The sequence below is a fragment of the Streptomyces sp. RLA123 genome, from assembly GCF_056270165.1.
In genome coordinates this window covers 4,089,975-4,106,924 of the sequence record NZ_JBWDOR010000003.1, presented here as the reverse complement: position 1 = coordinate 4,106,924, position 16,950 = coordinate 4,089,975, and the positions used below count along the sequence as shown (strand labels likewise).

The window sequence follows — 16,950 nt, the reverse complement described above, 5'->3', positions numbered from 1 at the left end:
TACTCGTTCTGCCAAGACTCCATCGTCTTTCCGTCCATCCACACACCGGGCCGCGGTTGCGTCCTTGGAAGCCGGCGTCTCGCCTCCCGGCCCGGCTGTCTCTGCCACGTCCGCCAAATGAGCTGCAGTGTCAGTGGCGGGTACTAGCGTGATGCGCTTCCTCAAGCGGCCCCCCGGAGGTGCTCCCTTGGCGGCACGGCAGTTCGTTCACCTGCACAATCACACCACCTACTCGCTCCTCGACGGTGCGCAGAAGATCAAGCCGATGCTCGTCGAGGTCGAGCGTTTGGGTATGCCTGCCGTCGCCATGTCTGACCACGGCAACATCTTCGGGGCCTACGATTTCTACAAGTCGGCCACCGGCACCTCCGTCAAGCCGATCATCGGCATCGAGGCGTATGTCGCGCCTTCCTCCCGTCACAGCCGTCGGCCGGAGTTCTGGGGGCCCGGCGGCCAGCGCGCGAAGTCCGAGGACGGAGAGTTCGGCAAGGACGTCTCCGGAGGCGGCAAGTACACCCATATGACGATGTGGGCCCGCAACGCCCACGGCCTGCGGAACCTGTTCGCCCTCGCGACCGAGGCGTCCTACACCGGGCAGTTCCCCAAGGGCACCCCGCGCATGGACCGGGAGCTGATCGCCGGACACGCCGACGGCCTCATCGGCACGACCGGCTGCCCCTCCGGCGAGATCCAGACCCGCATCCGCCTGGGCCAGTACGACAAGGCGCGCGAGGCCGCCGGCAGCTACCAGGACATCCTCGGCAAGGAGAACTACTTCCTGGAGCTGATGGACCACGGCATCCCCATCGAAAGCGACGTCCGCTCCGACCTCCTGCGCCTGGCCACAGACCTCGACATCCCGCTGCTCGCGACCAACGACGGCCACTACATCACCGCCGACCAGGCCGACGCCCACGACAGCCTGCTGTGCATCGGCACCGGCAAGAACAAGGCCGACACCAACCGCCTGAAGTTCAGCGGCGACGGCTACTACCTCAAGACCGCCGACGAGATGTACGACCTGTTCGCGGATCTACCGGAAGCCTGTGACAACACGCTCCTCATCGCGGAGCGCGTCCAGTCGTACGAAGAGGTCTTCGCCTACGAAGACGAGATGCCGCAGTTCCCCGACGTGCCCGAAGGGGAGACACAGGAGTCGTGGCTCCGCAAGGAGACCCTCAAGGGCCTGGCCAAGCGCTACGGCGACCCCATCCCAGGCGAAGTCCTGGAACGGTTCGAGACCGAGATGAAGGTCATCGGCCCGATGGGCTTCTCCTCCTACTTCCTCGTCGTCGCCGACATCTGCCGCTACGCCAGGGACAACAAAATCCCCGTCGGCCCCGGCCGTGGATCGGCGACCGGCTCGATCGTCGCCTACGCCACGCGCATCACCGAGCTGTGCCCCCTGGAACACCAGCTCCTGTTCGAACGCTTCCTCAACCCCGAGCGCATCAACCCGCCGGATGTCGACCTCGACTTCGACGACCGCCGGCGCGACCAGATGATCCGCTACGTCACAGAGAAGTACGGCGACGACTACACGGCCATGGTGACGACCTTCGGCTACATCAAAGCCAAGAACGCCATCAAGGACTCGTCGCGGATTTTGGGCTACCCCTACGCACACGGCGAGCGGATCACCAAGGCCCTGCCGCCGGACATCATGGGCAAGTCCATCCCGCTGTCCGGCATCTTCGACCCGGAGCATGCCCGCTACGGCGAGGCCGGCGAGGTCCGGCAGATGTACGAGGCCGAGCCCGACGTGAAGCGGGTCATCGACACCGCCATGGGCGTCGAGGGACTGATCCGCAACACCGGCGTCCACGCCGCCGCGGTGATCCTGTCCAAGACCAGGCTCACCGACCGCATCCCGCTGCACATGCGGGCCGACGACGGCGCCAAGATCACCGGCTTCGACTACCCATCCTGCGAAGAGATGGGCCTGGTCAAGATGGACTTCCTGGGACTGCGAAACCTCGGCGTGATCGACCAGGCCATCACCAACGTCCGGGAGAACCGCGGCATCGAGCTGTCAACCGAGACCATCCCCCTGGACGACGCCACCACCTACGAGCTGCTGGCCCGCGGCGACACGTTCGGCGTCTTCCAGCTCGACGGCGGCGGCATGCGCGCCCTGCTCAAGCTCATGGAGCCCAGCCGGTTCGAGGACATCGCAGCCGCCCTCGCCCTCTACCGCCCCGGACCCATGGCGGCCAACGCCCACACCAACTACGCCCACCGCAAGACCGGCCGGCAAGAGATCGAGCCCATCCACCCGGAACTGAGGGAAGCCCTGGACCCGATCCTGGGCAACACCTTCCACCTCCTGGTGTACCAGGAGCAGATCATGGCCATCGCCCGGCAACTCGCCGGCTACACCCTCGGCGGCGCCGACCTCCTGCGCCGCGCCATGGGCAAGAAGAAGCCCGAGGTGCTGGCCGCGGAGTGGGAGAAATTCCACGGCGGCATGAAGGACAACAGCTACAGCGAACCCGCCATCAAAGCGCTGTGGGACGTCATGCTCCCCTTCTCCGGGTACGCCTTCAACAAGTCCCACACCGCCGGCTACGGCCTCGTCGCCATCTGGACCGCCTACCTCAAGGCCAACTTCCCCGCCGAGTACACAGCCGCGCTGCTCACCTCCGTCGGAGACGACAAGGACAAGGCGGCCGTCTACCTCGCCGACGCCCGCAAACTCGGCGTCACCGTCCTCCCACCGGACGTCAACGAGTCAGTCTCCGAATTCACCGCCGTCGGCGACCACGTCCGCTTCGGCCTGAAGTCGGTCCGCAACGTCGGCACAGCCGTCATCGACGCCATCGTCGACGCCCGCCGAACCCTCGGGAAGTACGCGGACTTCGAGGACTTCCTCGACAAGGTCGACCTGCCGGCCCTGAACAAGCGCGCCATCGAATCCCTCATCAAGGGCGGAGCATTCGACAGTTTCGGCCACAGCCGGAAGGGCCTGTGCTCCGTCCATGAAGACGCCATCGACGCCATGGTCCCGCTCAAGAAAGCCGCGGCGTTCGGCCAGGACGACCTCTTCGCCGACCTGGCGTCCCAGTCCGGCGAGCGCGCCTTCTCGGTCCGGATGCAGATCGACGCCGGCGAATGGCCCCGCAAGCAGCTCCTGTCCACCGAACGCGAGATGCTCGGCCTCTACGTCTCCGCTCACCCCCTGGACGGCGCCGAGCACATCCTGAGCCGCAGCCGCGAGACCACCATCGCCGAACTGCTCAGCTCAGGCCGCAACGGCGGAGACGTCCAACTCGCCGGCCTGATTGCGGGCATCACCCGCAAGCAGACCAAGCAAGGCAACGCCTGGGCCATCGTCGAACTCGCCGACCGAGACGGCTCGATCGAGGTCCTCTTCTTCCCCCAGTCGTACCTGCTCGTACAGAACGCCCTGGTGGAGGACGCCGTCATCTCCGTCCGGGGCAAGATCGAGGACCGTGACGGCACGCTCAATATTTTCGGCCGGGAGCTGGAGGTACTCGACGTGTCAGCAGCCGAGCACGGCGGACGCCCGCCCGTCCGCCTGTTCTTCCGCTCCCACAAAATCACCGACGAGACCATCGGCAAGCTCAAGCGCATCATCGCCGCCCACCCCGGCGACACCCCCGTCCACATCCACGTACGCGGCGTCCACAAGACCACCGTGTACGGACTCCCCGCCACCATCAGCGCCGATGCTGTCGCCTCCGATGTGAAGGCGACCTTCGGCCAGGAGGCCTGGCTCGGGGTCGCATAGGGACTCCGACAAGTGGAGAGGCCGGCCTGAGGTACGCGCTCTTGGCTTCCTACCGGCAGGGAACGCCCGGAGCGCGAGCCATCCTGGAAGCCGCCATGGACGCCCGCCGAAACAGGCAACTCTCCGGCTGGCCCTCTCCACCGAGTTCGTGCTCGACGCATCCGTAGGACCGCTGCGAGGCCTGCTCACCGAGCTGAGCGGCGGCATAGCTGTGGACGCCGCGCCCGTGCGCACCTACGCCCGCGGCCGCCGCACCAACGGTCCAGAACTGTCCACCGATCCCGACGCCGGCTGGTACGTACGCGAGGGCGACCACCGCGACCCCGATGCCGCGCCCATCGCTGACGACGCAGAGCCCTCCCAGAGGGCGCGGAAGCCAGCGTCCGCCCCCCAGAAGAAGCCCTCCCTGAGGAAGCTGTACCTCTTCGGCTTCGACGCCCACCTCGCCGTCACCCGCGACACCCGGCACGACAAGCCGCTCCTGGACGACGGCACACCCGACCCCGAAGTTCCCCCCGCACTCGTTCTCGGGCTCTGCCTGGACAAGCCCGGAGAGCGTCCCGGATACAACGGGCTGAAAACGATCTCCCGGCTACGGGAGCGGGGCTACGCGTCCGGCGACCGCGCCTACAACGACTCCGAACCAGGCGACTGGCAGCTGCCCGTCCGGGCCCTGGGCTACAAACCTGTCCACGACTACCGCATCGACCAACTCGGGGTCCAAGACGGAACCCAGGGAGCGATCCTCGTCGAAGGCACCTGGTACCGCCCCTCCATGCCCCAGCCCCTCATCAACGCCACCAGCGACCTGCACGCCCGGCGTATCGACCGTGAGACCTGGATCGCGCGCATCGCAGCCCGCAAGCCCTACCGCCTGATGCCCAAGGAACGACAGGACGCCGAAGGCCACCAGCGCATGATGTGCCCTGCCGAGGCAGGCAAAGTCCAGTGCCCTCTCAAGCCCCGCTCTCTCGGCCGCGGCGTCCAGCTCCCGCTCGTCGACCCCGAGCCCAGCCCGACCGGCCCCGTCAAGGTCTGCCGCCAGCACGCCATCACGCTGGCCCCGGAAGAAGGCGCCAAGCACTGGCAGGCCCTGGACTACGGCGATGAACAATGGCGGAAGATCTGCTTCCGCCTCCGCGACAGCGTCGAAGGCTTCAACGGCTTCGCCAAGAGCCCGCTCGCCGAGGCCATCGAATCCTCACGGTCCCGGCCCATCCGCGGCCCACGCCAACAGACGCAAGATCACAAGATGGCCGGGCGGCCTGGCCCTCAGCGGAGAACGATCCGTCAGGCGCACCAACCGCAGACGCAAGACCAAGCCCCTGGGCACCTGGACCCCGATCGGCCACCTGACGCCCGCTATCCGAGTGACACGCATCACAACCGAGAAATCTCCCCACAGCGAAGCCCCTTCGTCGACCTGTGACGGCCGACGAGGGGGCTCCGACGTGTGAGGGACGCAACGATCGGCCGTGCCGGCCTGCGGATCCCTTGATCAACGCGAGAAACGGGCCCCGGTAGCGACTTTCGTCACTGCCGGAAGCCCGTTTGTCGGTACTTCTCTGTGCGCGAGGGGGGAGTTGAACCCCCACGCCCTTTCGGGCACTGGAACCTGAATCCAGCGCGTCTGCCTATTCCGCCACCCGCGCATGGGTGCTGCCGTTAGATTCTGTCACACTCTGCGGGGCTTCCCGTTCGGTGCGTCAGCGCCTTCCGACATCCAGAACACTAGCACGCAGTTCAGGATGGATTCACATCCGTTTCCGGGCACCCCCACGGGGCGGGAACCGTCCGCTGTTGCGGGACACTGGCTTGAGGCGCCTCTACCATCCCTGTGGGGAAGCGGCAGTGGTCCCTGTGAGCGTTGACACCGGTCCCGCGGGGCCGATCGGGGAACCACCGGTTTTCCCGGTGCGTGGATACGATCAGTAAGCAGTACCGGAAGGATCGAAGGGGAAGGATCGCGGCGTGAGCCCGCGACAACCGCAGGGCCTTGAGGAAGGAGGTGCATCGTGGGAGTACTCAAGAAGTTCGAGCAACGTCTCGAGGGCTTCGTGAACGGCACCTTCGCCAAGGTGTTCAAGTCCGAGGTCCAGCCCGTGGAGATCGCGGGCGCGCTGCAGCGCGAGTGCGACAACAACGCCACCATCTGGAACCGGGACCGCACGGTGGTCCCCAACGACTTCATCGTCGAGCTCAGCACCTTGGACTACGAGCGGCTGAGCCCGTACGCCATCCAGCTCGGCGACGAGCTGGCCGGCATGGTGCGCGACTACGCCAAGCAGCAGCGCTACACGTTCATGGGCCAGATCAAGGTCCATCTGGAGAAGGCCGACGACCTCGACACCGGTCTGTACCGGGTGCGGAGTCGCACGCTGGCCTCCAGCGAGTCTCAGCAGCAGCTCCAGCAGTCCCCGCCACAGGAGCGGAACGCGCCCCAGGGCCGCGGCGGCTACGGCTATCCGCCGCAGGCCCCGCAGCGCCCCGGCGGGGCGCCCCCGATGCCCGCCGCACCGCCACCCGGCGCGGCCGCACCCGTGACCCGGCTCCCGGGCACCGGTACGGCCCCCGGCGCCGGCGCAGGCGTGAATGTACGCCGCTGGATCGAGATCAACGGCAGCCGCCACCAGATCTCCCGGCCCACCCTCGTCCTCGGGCGCAGCACCGAGGCCGACGTGCGGGTCGACGATCCCGGTGTGTCCCGCCGGCACTGCGAGATCAGGGTCGGAACGCCCTCGACGGTTGTGGACCTCGGGTCCACGAACGGCATCGTGGTGGACGGGCAGCACACCCAGCGCGCTACGCTCCGCGACGGTTCACGGATCGTCGTGGGCAGTACCACCATCGTGTACCGGCAAGCCGAAGGGTGAAGCGGGGGCAATGTCAGAGCTGACCCTGACGGTCATGCGGTTGGGTTTCCTCGCCGTACTGTGGCTGTTCGTCATCGTGGCCGTACAGGTCATCCGAAGCGACCTGTTCGGAACGCGGGTGACCCAGCGCGCCGCCGGGCGCCGCGGTGACCAGGCGCGACCGCCGCAGCAGCGGCAACAACAGCCACAGGCGGCGGCCCAGCGGCAGCAGCCGCAGAACAACCGGGCCCGTCGCGGGGCACCGACCAAGCTCGTGGTCGCCGAGGGCTCGCTGGCGGGCACCACGGTCGCCCTCCAGGGCCAGACCATCACGCTCGGCCGGGCCCACGACTCCACGATCGTGCTCGACGACGACTACGCGTCCAGCCGTCATGCCAGGATCTACCCGGACCGGGACGGCAACTGGATCGTCGAGGACCTGGGATCCACCAACGGGACCTTCATGGAACGGAACCGGCTGACCACGCCGACTCCGATTCCCCTCGGTGCCCCGATCCGCATCGGCAAGACCGTCATCGAGCTGCGGAAGTAGTCGCACAATGGGCGAGCACAGCCAGCGAGCGCGAGCGAGAGGGTGGGCAGCGTGCGGATGTACCCGGAGCCGACGGGCGAGGTGCGCATGACTCTGTCGCTGCGCTTCGCCGCCGGCTCGCACAAGGGAATGATCCGGGAGGGCAACGAGGACTCCGGCTACGCCGGCCCGCGGCTGCTCGCCATTGCCGACGGCATGGGCGGCCAGGCCGCCGGTGAGGTCGCCTCGTCCGAGGTGATCTCCACCCTCGTCACGCTCGACGACGACGTCCCCGGCTCGGACATCCTCACCTCGCTCGCCACCGCCGTGCAGCGGGCCAACGACCAGCTGCGCGTCATGGTCGAGGAGGACCCCCAGCTGGAGGGCATGGGCACCACGCTCACGGCCCTGCTCTGGACCGGTCAGCGCCTCGGTCTCGTGCACGTCGGCGACTCGCGCGCGTATCTGCTGCGCGACGGCGTGCTGACCCAGATCACCCAGGACCACACCTGGGTGCAGCGGCTGGTCGACGAGGGCCGGATCACCGAGGAGGAGGCCGGCACGCACCCGCAGCGCTCGCTGCTGATGCGCGCGCTCGACGGCCGCGGCCAGGTCGAGCCCGACCTGTCCGTCCGCGAGGTCCGGGCCGGCGACCGGTACCTGATCTGCTCGGACGGTCTGTCCGGCGTCGTCAGCCACCAGACGCTGGAGGACACCCTCGCCGGGTACCAGGCGCCCGCCGAGACCGTGCAGGAGCTGATCCAGCTCGCCCTGCGCGGCGGCGGCCCCGACAACATCACCTGCATCGTCGCCGACGTCCTGGACATCGACGACGGGGACACCCTGGCCGTGCAGCTGCACGACACGCCCGTCGTCGTGGGCGCCGTCGCCGACAGCCGTCACCACCTCCCGGTGTCCGACCCGCGCCACCTCCAGACCCCGGCCGGCCGCGCCTCCGAGCTCGGCCGCCCGCCGGCCCCCGAGGGCGCCTTCGGCCCGCCCGGCAGCGCCGACCCCGCGGCCGGCGCGTCCATGGGCAGCTTCGGCGCCTTCGAGGGTGAGGAACTCGACAAGCCGGTGAAGTCGCGCCGGTGGCTCAAGCGGTCCCTCGTGCTGCTGGTCGTCATCGGCGTCGTCGGCGGTGGCCTGTACGGCGCGTACCGTTGGACGCAGACGCAGTTCTACGTCGGGGTCAAGGGCGACCACGCGGCGATCTACCAGGGCATCGAGCAGAAGCTGGCCTGGGTCAACCTGTCGAAGGTCCATGAGGACCGCCCTGGCATCGAACTCAAGTACCTACCGCAGAACCAGCGGAAGTACGTGACGGCCACCATCGCCGCCGGCGACCTGGCCGACGCCCGCAAGACCGCGGACGACCTGGAGCACCAGGCCAAGGTCTGCCAGACCAAGGAATCCCTGGACAAGGCCCGCGCCGACGCCGCCGACAAGGCCAAGAAGGACCAGCAGAAGGGCGCGGGCACCGCCTCCGGCAAGGCCACGGGCAACCCGACGGGCACCCCCACGGGCTCCCCGACCGCCGGCGGAACCGCGACCACGCCCCCCAGCAGCCCGTCCGCGGGCGCGACCACCAGTCCGTCGACCAGCCCCTCCCTCACCGCCGAGGACCAGGCGCTGGCCCAGCAGTGCCCCACGGGCAGCTAGCAGTCTGCAGGAGGGCCGTCAGTCCAGCATGAGCGTTGTCACGAACACCACGACCATCACATCCGTCGGCGCGCCGAGCCGTCGCAACACAGAGCTCGCACTTCTCGCCTTCGCGGTGCTGATCCCGGTCTTCGCGTACGCGAACGTGGGCCTGGCGAAGAACGGCTCCCTGCCGGCGGGCATGCTCGCCTACGGCCTCGGCCTGGGCGCCATCGCCGGTGTCGCGCACCTTGTGGTGCGCAAGTTCGCGCCGTACGCGGACCCCCTGATGCTGCCGATCGCCACCCTGCTCAACGGCCTGGGTCTGGTCTTCATCTGGCGCCTGGACCAGGAGCCCTCGCTGCCCGGCGGATCCTCCGCGCCCACGCAGCTGATGTGGTCGACCCTGGGAGTCGCGTTCTTCCTGGGCGTGCTGATCTTCCTCAAGGACCACCGCATCCTGCAGCGCTACACCTACATCTCGATGGTGGTCGCGCTCGTCCTGCTGATCCTCCCCGTCTTCTTCAAGCCCGTCTACGGCGCCCGGATCTGGATCACCATCGCCGGGATGTCGATCCAGCCCGGCGAGTTCGTCAAGATCATCATCGCGATCTTCTTCGCCGGCTACCTGATGGTCAAGCGGGACGCGCTCGCGCTCGCCAGCCGCCGCTTCATGGGCATGTACCTGCCCCGCGGCCGCGACCTCGGCCCGATTCTGGTGATCTGGGCCCTCAGCATCCTCATCCTGGTCTTCGAGACCGACCTGGGCACCTCGCTGCTCTTCTTCGGCCTCTTCGTGATCATGCTCTACGTCGCCACGGAGCGCACCAGCTGGATCGTGTTCGGCCTGCTGCTGTCCGTGGGCGGCGCGGTGGTCGTCGGCAGCTTCGAGCCGCACGTCCACGGCCGTGTCGAGGACTGGCTCAACCCGTTCCGCACCATCGAGGCCGGACAGGGGCCCAGCCAGCCCGCCCAGGCCATGTGGGCCTTCGGCTCCGGCGGCCTCTTCGGCTCCGGCCTCGGCCAGGGGTACTCCCGGCTCATCGGCTTCGCCGCCAAGAGCGACTACATCTTCGCCACCGTCGGCGAGGAACTGGGCCTGGCCGGACTGATGGCCATACTGCTGCTCTACGCACTCCTGGTGGAGCGCGGCGCCCGCACCGCGCTGGCCGCCCGCGACCCCTTCGGCAAGCTGCTGGCGATCGGCCTGTCCGGCGCCTTCGCGCTCCAGGTGTTCGTCGTGGCCGGTGGTGTCACGGGCCTGATCCCGCTGACCGGTATGACGATGCCCTTCCTCGCCCAAGGTGGTTCCTCCGTGATCGCCAACTGGGCGCTGGTGGCGATCCTGCTCAGAATCAGCGACACCGCGCGCCGTCCGGCGCCGACCCCCGCATCGTCCCCCGATGCCGAGCCGACCCAGGTGGTGCGCGTCCAGTGAACAAGCCCCTCCGGCGAGTCGCCATCTTCTGCGGGCTGCTCGTGCTCGCCCTCCTGATCAGGGTGAACTACGTCCAGTTCGTGCAGGCCGACGAGCTCAGGACCGACACGAACAACCGCCGGGTCGCGATCAACCAGTACGCGAGCCCGCGCGGCGACATACTCGTCGACGGCAAGGCCGTGACCGGCCATTCCGAGACCAACGGCAGCGACTTCCGGTACAAGGCGACCTTCAAGGACGGCCCCCTGTGGGCGCCGGTCACCGGCTACGCGTCCCAGGCCTTCGGTTCCACCCAGCTTGAGTCGATCTACGACTCGATCCTCACCGGCGACGACGACCGGCTCTTCTTCAAGCGCACCGTCGACATCCTGTCCGGCAAGCAGAAGCAGGGCGGCGACGTCGTCACGACGCTGAACGCCAAGGCGCAGAAGGCCGCCTTCGAAGGCCTGGGCAAGAAGAAGGGCGCGGTCGCCGCGATCGACCCGAGGACCGGCGCCATCCTCGCGCTGGCCAGCACGCCGTCGTACGACCCGTCCTCCTTCGCCGGCAACTCCAAGAACGACAGCAAGGCCTGGGGCTCGCTGCTGAAGGAGAACAACCCGGACGAGCCGATGCTGAACCGGGCACTGCGCCAGACCTACCCTCCGGGCTCGACCTTCAAGGTGGTCACGGCGGCCGCCGCCTTGGAGAACGGGCTGTACAGCAACATCGACGACCCGACGGACTCGCCGGTGCCGTACATCCTCCCGGACACCAACCACCAGGAGCTGAAGAACGAGGGGTCCATCCCCTGCAAGAACGCCACGCTCCGGGTGGCCCTGCAGTACTCCTGCAACTCGGTCTTCGGCAAGGTCGGCGCCGACCTCGGCCGCGACAAGATGCTCGACGAGGCCCAGAAGTTCGGCTTCAACCAGGAGCTCTTCATCCCGGTCCGCACCGCGGCGAGCAACTTCTCCAAGACCATGGACAAGCCGCAGACGGCTCTGTCCTCCATCGGCCAGTTCGAGACCGCCGCCACCCCGCTGCAGATGGCGATGGTGGCCTCCGCGATCGCGAACGACGGCACGCTGATGCAGCCCTACATGGTGAGCGAGCTGCGGGCACCGAGCAACGCCGTGGTCGAGCACACCAAGCCCAAGGAGTTCTCCCAGCCGCTGAGCCCGGAGAACGCCCAGAAGCTCCAGCAGATGATGGAGACCGTCGTCACCGACGGCACGGGCAAGAACGCACAGATCTCCGGCGTCACCGTGGGTGGCAAGACCGGTACCGCGCAGCACGGCATCGACAACAGTGAGAGTCCTTACGCGTGGTTCATCTCATACGCCAAGACGGACTCCGGTTCGCCGGTGGCGGTCGCCGTGGTCGTCGAGGACGCGAGCGCGAATCGCGGCGACATCTCCGGTGGAGGTTTCGCGGCCCCGATCGCCAAGAGCGTCATGGAGGCCGTGCTGAACAAGTGATGCCGGTCACGCCGTATCTCTTTATGTGCGCGAAAACGCACGTTGCGATACCGGTCGTATATCGGCTACCGGCCAGGGCCGGGATCGGTACGCGGCGGCGGGTACGGTATGCCCGAGCAGCCACACGGACGGTTTAGGAAGGGCAAGCGCTATGGAAGAGCCGCGTCGCCTCGGCGGCCGGTACGAGCTGGGCTCGGTGCTCGGCCGCGGTGGTATGGCCGAGGTGTACATCGCCCACGACAGCCGGCTCGGCCGCACCGTCGCAGTGAAGACGCTCCGGGTGGATCTCGCCCGTGACCCGTCCTTCCAAGCCCGGTTCCGCCGTGAGGCCCAATCGGCCGCCTCGCTGAACCACCCGTCGATCGTCGCGGTGTACGACACCGGCGAGGACTACGTCGACGGGGTCTCCATCCCGTACATCGTCATGGAGTACGTGGACGGGTCCACCCTGCGTGAGCTGCTGCACTCCGGCCGCAAACTGCTGCCCGAGCGCTCGCTCGAGATGACGGTGGGCATCCTCCAGGCACTGGAGTACAGCCACCGCTCCGGCATCGTGCACCGCGACATCAAGCCCGCGAACGTCATGCTGACGCGCCAGGGCCAGGTCAAGGTCATGGACTTCGGCATCGCCCGCGCCATGGGCGACTCCGGCATGACGATGACGCAGACCGCGGCCGTCATCGGCACCGCGCAGTACCTCTCACCGGAGCAGGCCAAGGGCGAGACCGTCGACGCCCGTTCCGACCTCTACTCGGCCGGCTGCCTGCTGTACGAGCTGCTGACCGTTCGGCCGCCCTTCGTGGGCGACTCGCCGGTCGCGGTGGCGTACCAGCACGTCCGGGAGGAGCCGCAGCCCCCGAGCGTGTACGACCCCGAGGTCAGCCCCGATATGGACGCCATCGTCCTCAAGGCGCTCACCAAGGACCCGGACTACCGCTACCAGTCCGCCGACGAGATGCGCGCCGACATCGAGGCCTGCCTCGACGGCCAGCCCGTCGGCGCCACGGTCGCCCTCGGCGCCGTGGGCTACGGCGGCGGTTACGGCGGCTACGGCAACGACTCCGCCACCACGGCCATGCCGCCGCAGCACGACGCGGGCACCTCGATGCTGCCGCCCATGCGCGACGACGACGGCGGTTTTGGCTACGACCAGCAGGGGCCCGGCGGCAGTGGCCGGCGCAAGCCCAAGAAGAGCAACACCTCGACCATCCTGCTCGTCGTCGCGGCCGTCCTGGTCCTCATCGGCGCGATCTTCATGGGCAAGGCGATCTTCTCCGGGAAGAACGGCGCGGCCGGCACGGTCTCCGTTCCGGCGTTCGTCGGCGTGACCAAGGCCGAGGCGGAGACCAAGGCCAAGAACGCCGACGTGACGATCTCCTTCGGCGACACGGTCTTCTGCGCCGACCAGCCCAAGGGCAACGTCTGCAAGCAGTCGGCCGACCCCAACGCGAGCATCCCCAAGGATCAGACGGTCACCCTGAACCTCTCCAAGGGTGCCGAGAAGATCGACGTCCCCGACGTCACCGGGGACAAGTTCGACGACGCCGAACAGACGCTGAAGGATGCGGGCTTCGAGGTCGACAAGCAGTCCCAGACCTCCGACAAGGAGGAGGGAACGGTCCTCAAGCAGGACCCGAACGGTGGCGAGAAGCGGGCCAAGGGCGCGACGATCACGCTGACCGTGGCGGTGGCGCCCGAAGAGGTCACGATCAAGAACGTGGAAGGCAAGAGCAAGGACGAGGCCACCCAGATCCTCAAGGCGGACGGTCTGCAGGTGACCTCCAGCGAGGAGGAGTCGGCCGACCACGCCGCGGGGACGGTCATCAGGACGGACCCGGGGGCCGGTAACACGGTCAAGGCAGGCGACACGGTCAACCTGGTCATCGCGAAGCCGCCGTCCACCAACGCGATCCCGAACCTTCAGGGCCAGACGGTCGGCCAGGTGAGGGGCATGGCAGCCGAGCTGGGACTGAACCTGGTGGTTCTCCCGCCCAACGCGAACGACGCCGCCGTCGTCCAGAACCAGAACCCGGGCCAGGGCACCCAGATGAAGCCCGGCGACACCCTGACGATCTACGTCCAGGACCCGAACGGCGGCGGGAACAACGGCGGCGGAGGCTTCATCGACGGCGGCAACGGCGGCTGACGCTGCCGACGCCGGCCCGGCGAGAGCAAAGGGAAGGGGCCCCGGACACGATGTCCGGGGCCCCTTCCCTTTGCCGTGCCGGCCGGATCAGCCGCCGAGCTCCGCCGGAGGCGTCCGCTTCGCGTTGACCTTCTGGGTGCGGACGAGTTCGGCCCAGACGATGTAGCGGTAGCGGGAGGTGTAGACCGGGGTGCAGGTCGTGAGCGTGATGTAGCGGCCCGCCTTGGTCCTGCCGCTCTCACGGGGGATCTGGTCGATGACCTTGACGTTGTACTTCGAGGTCTCGGGGAGGACGGCGAAGACCTTGTAGACGAACCAGGTGTCGCGGTCCTCGAAGACGACCGGGTCGCCCTTCTTGATCTTGTCGATGTTGTGGAACTTGGCGCCGTGGCCGTCGCGGTGGGCCGCGAGCGTGAAGTTGCCCTGCTTGTCCCACGGCATGGCCGACTTCACGGGGTCGGTGTAGTAGCCGGCGACGCCCTCGTTGAGGACATCGGTGTTGGTGCCCTTGCGGACCAGGACCTCGAAGTTCTTGCCCATGGCGGGGACGTGCAGGAAGCCGATGCCGTTCTTCGTGTCGAGCTTGCCCGGCTGCTCGGCGGCCCACTGGCGGCGGACAGCGTCGCCGTCGTGCTTGGCCTGGCGGTCGGCCAGGACGTTGGTCCACCACAGGGAGTAGACGACGAAGAGACCGAGCACCAGTCCCGCGGTGATGAGGAGTTCACCGATCAGGCTGACGACGGCGGCGACGCCGTCGCGGGTACGCCGCGGGTACGGCGCGGTCTCCCGGTGGTGGTCCTGCTGGGTGGTCGACACCGCTGCCCCGATCTGTGCGTACGTCCCCGGCCTACTCGACCAACGCGTCCGGCTTGCCCTTGGCACGCGGCCGTTCCTCGACCATTTTGCCCCAGACGATCAGCCGGTACTTGCTCGTGAACTCCGGTGTGCAGGTGGTCAATGTGATGTAGCGGCCCGGCTTGCTGAAGCCGGATCCGTTGGGGACCGGCTTGATCACGGAGGTGTTGGACGGCGGGGTCGAGGCCAGCATGCTCGTGACCTGGTACGTGTAGTACGTCGACTCCGTCTCGACGACGACCTTGTCGCCGTCGACCAGCTTGTTGATGTAGCGGAACGGCTCGCCATGGGTGTTGCGGTGGGCGGCGAGCGCGAAGTTGCCCTGCTTGTCCCAGGGCATCGCCGTCTCCAACTGACCGTCGTAGTGGCCGATCATGCCCTTGTCGAGCACCTTGTGCTTGTCGGTGCCCTCGGCGATGGGGGCCTTCACGTCCAGCTTGGGGATGTACATGATCGCGAAGCCCTGGCCGGGCGAGAACGCGCCAGGATCGCGGGGCGTCGCCTTCTCGCCCTCCCACTGCTTCTGAAGGTTGTTGGCGGCCCCGCCGGCCTGCTGGTGGGCCAGGACGTTGGTCCACCACAGCTGGTAGGTGACGAACAGCAGCATCAGCACGCCGAAGGTGATGAACACCTCGCCGACGACGCGGCTGGCGATCACTCCGGGGCTCTCCTTGGCCGCACGGGCCGCGCGCCGCGCCTCGAGGCGGGAGCCGGGGGGCGACGCGATCGCCGGAGTGGACGCGTCCGGGGCCGTGAGCGCCCCTGTGGCGTCCTGGGCGCCCGGGTTGACACCGGAACGCCTGTGTCCTCTGCCGCCGCGGCGTGCGGCCTCCTGGGCGGCCTTGCGGCGGGCGGCGCGCCCGCCGACGGCGAGGACGCTCTCGTCCTCGCGTTCCGGGCGCGGCGGTTCGGGCTTCTCCTCCGGCCCGTCCCCGTCACCCGTGCCCGTGCCGCGGCGCGGGACGGGGCCCGGGGCGTCCACGACGGGCATCGCCATCGTGTCGCCGGGGGCGCCGGCCGCCCTGCGACGGGCGGCGTCCCGCTCTTCCTCGGTGGGCCGCCTGCGTACGACGCGGGCGCCTTCAGGCGCTTGCGGCGCCTGCTCCTCCCACGGCGGGACGGAAACCGGAGCGGGGGGGGCCGGAGCGGTCGGGGCCTGGGCGGGCGCCGCCGGGGCCGCCGGCTCGTACCCGGAGGGCTGCGCGTGCCGCGGGGCCGGCGGCGCGTACTTCCCCTGCGCGAGCACCTGGCTCTCCTCGGGTGTCCGCCGCGGTTCCTGGGCCGGCGGCTCCTGCTCCTGGACCGGGGGCTCCTCGGGCCGATCCGCGCGCCGCGAGGGGTTCGGCAGCGGGTCGTTGAGCGGGTCGGCCAACCCCTCCACCGCGGCGGCGAATTCGGCGGTGTCACCGAAGTGCCGATGCGCGGTCACGCAATCACGCCCTGGTTCCGACCACAGGCGCGAGGCCCGCGGAACGCTCGACGGCGTCCTGGTCGCCGCACTCGGCCAGCCAGTTGGCGAGCATCCGGTGTCCCCATTCGGTGAGCACCGACTCCGGGTGGAACTGGACGCCCTCCACCCGGGCGGTGCGGTGCCGCAGGCCCATCACGATGCCGTTCTCCGTCCAGGAGGTGACCTCCAACTCCTCCGGCAGGGTGTCACGTTCGACTGCCAGGGAGTGGTACCGGGTGGCGGTGAAGGGCGTCGGCAGCCCGGCGAAGACCCCGCGCCCCTCGTGGAACACCGGGGAGGTCTTGCCGTGCAGCAGTTCGGGCGCCCGGTCCACGACCCCGCCGTAGGCGACCGCCATGGACTGCAGGCCGAGGCACACACCGAAGACCGGGACGTCGGTGGCCGCGCAGTGCCGCACCATGTCCACGCAGATCCCGGCCTCTTCCGGGGTGCCTGGTCCCGGCGACAGCAGGACCCCGTCGAAGCCGTCCTGCGCGTGGGCGGGGGCGACCTGGTCGTTGCGGAGCACCTCGCACTCGGCACCCAGCTGGTAGAGGTACTGGACCAGGTTGAAGACAAAGCTGTCGTAGTTGTCCACGACGAGGATGCGGGCGCTCACCGTACCGCCGCCATCCCCTGGTCGACGGTCACGTCGTTGAAGGGGAGCAGCGGCTCCGCCCACGGGAAGACGTACTGGAAGAGGACGTACACGGCGGCGAGGGCGAGGACGAGCGAGATCGCCGCCTTCACCCACGCGTTGCCCGGCAGGTGCCTCCAGATGAAGCCGTACATGCGCTGCCTTCCTGCTCCCTGCTGCCCGTGCCA

Annotated in this window: 12 protein-coding genes and 1 tRNA gene; 8 read left to right on the top strand and 5 right to left on the bottom strand. The window is 68.5% G+C overall.

Annotated elements, in window-relative coordinates; genetic code table 11:
* Positions 1 to 151: 151 nt before the first annotated feature.
* Together dnaE and RV983_RS18610 are read left to right on the top strand one after the other, a co-directional pair.
* Positions 152 to 3,751, top strand: a complete 3,600-nt coding sequence (dnaE, locus tag RV983_RS18615) for a DNA polymerase III subunit alpha (RefSeq protein ID WP_475990370.1) — start codon at positions 152 to 154, stop codon at positions 3,749 to 3,751.
* 148 nt (positions 3,752 to 3,899) lie between these two features.
* On the top strand, positions 3,900 to 5,180 hold the full coding sequence (locus RV983_RS18610; RefSeq protein WP_475986885.1) for a hypothetical protein: 1,281 nt from the start codon (positions 3,900 to 3,902) through the stop codon (positions 5,178 to 5,180).
* Between the two features lie 139 nt (positions 5,181 to 5,319).
* Here RV983_RS18610 and RV983_RS18605 read toward each other — a convergent pair.
* A tRNA-Leu gene (locus RV983_RS18605) sits at positions 5,320 to 5,403 on the bottom strand.
* A gap of 363 nt (positions 5,404 to 5,766) precedes the next feature.
* Here RV983_RS18605 and RV983_RS18600 point away from each other — a divergent pair.
* The 6 genes from RV983_RS18600 to pknB all read left to right on the top strand — a co-directional run bounded on the left by RV983_RS18600 (position 5,767) and on the right by pknB (position 13,820).
* The gene (locus tag RV983_RS18600) at positions 5,767 to 6,624 is read left to right on the top strand and encodes an FhaA domain-containing protein (RefSeq protein ID WP_475986884.1); all 858 of its coding nucleotides are present in this window, start codon (positions 5,767 to 5,769) and stop codon (positions 6,622 to 6,624) included.
* A 10-nt stretch (positions 6,625 to 6,634) separates the two neighbouring features.
* The gene (locus RV983_RS18595) at positions 6,635 to 7,156 is read left to right on the top strand and encodes an FHA domain-containing protein FhaB/FipA (RefSeq protein ID WP_475986883.1); all 522 of its coding nucleotides are present in this window, start codon (positions 6,635 to 6,637) and stop codon (positions 7,154 to 7,156) included.
* Positions 7,157 to 7,213: 57 nt separating this feature from the next.
* Entirely contained in the window at positions 7,214 to 8,797 is a 1,584-nt protein-coding gene (locus RV983_RS18590; RefSeq protein ID WP_475990369.1) for a PP2C family protein-serine/threonine phosphatase, read from the top strand.
* Positions 8,798 to 8,825: 28 nt separating this feature from the next.
* The gene (locus tag RV983_RS18585; protein WP_475986882.1) at positions 8,826 to 10,214 is read left to right on the top strand and encodes an FtsW/RodA/SpoVE family cell cycle protein; all 1,389 of its coding nucleotides are present in this window, start codon (positions 8,826 to 8,828) and stop codon (positions 10,212 to 10,214) included.
* Complete coding sequence (locus tag RV983_RS18580) at positions 10,211 to 11,674, top strand: peptidoglycan D,D-transpeptidase FtsI family protein (protein ID WP_475986881.1); 1,464 nt, start codon at positions 10,211 to 10,213, stop codon at positions 11,672 to 11,674. Before RV983_RS18585 ends, RV983_RS18580 begins: the two co-directional genes overlap by 4 nt.
* 151 nt (positions 11,675 to 11,825) lie before the next feature.
* Positions 11,826 to 13,820, top strand: coding sequence for a Stk1 family PASTA domain-containing Ser/Thr kinase (gene pknB, locus RV983_RS18575; protein ID WP_475986880.1), 1,995 nt, complete (start codon positions 11,826 to 11,828; stop codon positions 13,818 to 13,820).
* An 87-nt stretch (positions 13,821 to 13,907) separates the two neighbouring features.
* On the opposite strand, the gene RV983_RS18570 is transcribed toward pknB, so the two are convergent.
* From RV983_RS18570 to RV983_RS18555, 4 genes are read right to left on the bottom strand one after another with little or no spacing between them, the layout of a single operon-like run.
* The gene (locus tag RV983_RS18570; protein WP_475986879.1) at positions 13,908 to 14,636 is read right to left on the bottom strand and encodes a class E sortase; all 729 of its coding nucleotides are present in this window, start codon (positions 14,634 to 14,636) and stop codon (positions 13,908 to 13,910) included.
* A gap of 31 nt (positions 14,637 to 14,667) precedes the next feature.
* Entirely contained in the window at positions 14,668 to 16,104 is a 1,437-nt protein-coding gene (locus tag RV983_RS18565; protein WP_475986878.1) for a class E sortase, read from the bottom strand.
* Between the two features lie 4 nt (positions 16,105 to 16,108).
* Positions 16,109 to 16,744, bottom strand: coding sequence for an aminodeoxychorismate/anthranilate synthase component II (locus RV983_RS18560; protein WP_475986877.1), 636 nt, complete (start codon positions 16,742 to 16,744; stop codon positions 16,109 to 16,111).
* The gene (locus tag RV983_RS18555) at positions 16,741 to 16,917 is read right to left on the bottom strand and encodes a hypothetical protein (RefSeq protein ID WP_475986876.1); all 177 of its coding nucleotides are present in this window, start codon (positions 16,915 to 16,917) and stop codon (positions 16,741 to 16,743) included. The genes RV983_RS18560 and RV983_RS18555 overlap by 4 nt, the downstream gene beginning before the upstream one ends.
* Positions 16,918 to 16,950: the final 33 nt, after the last annotated feature.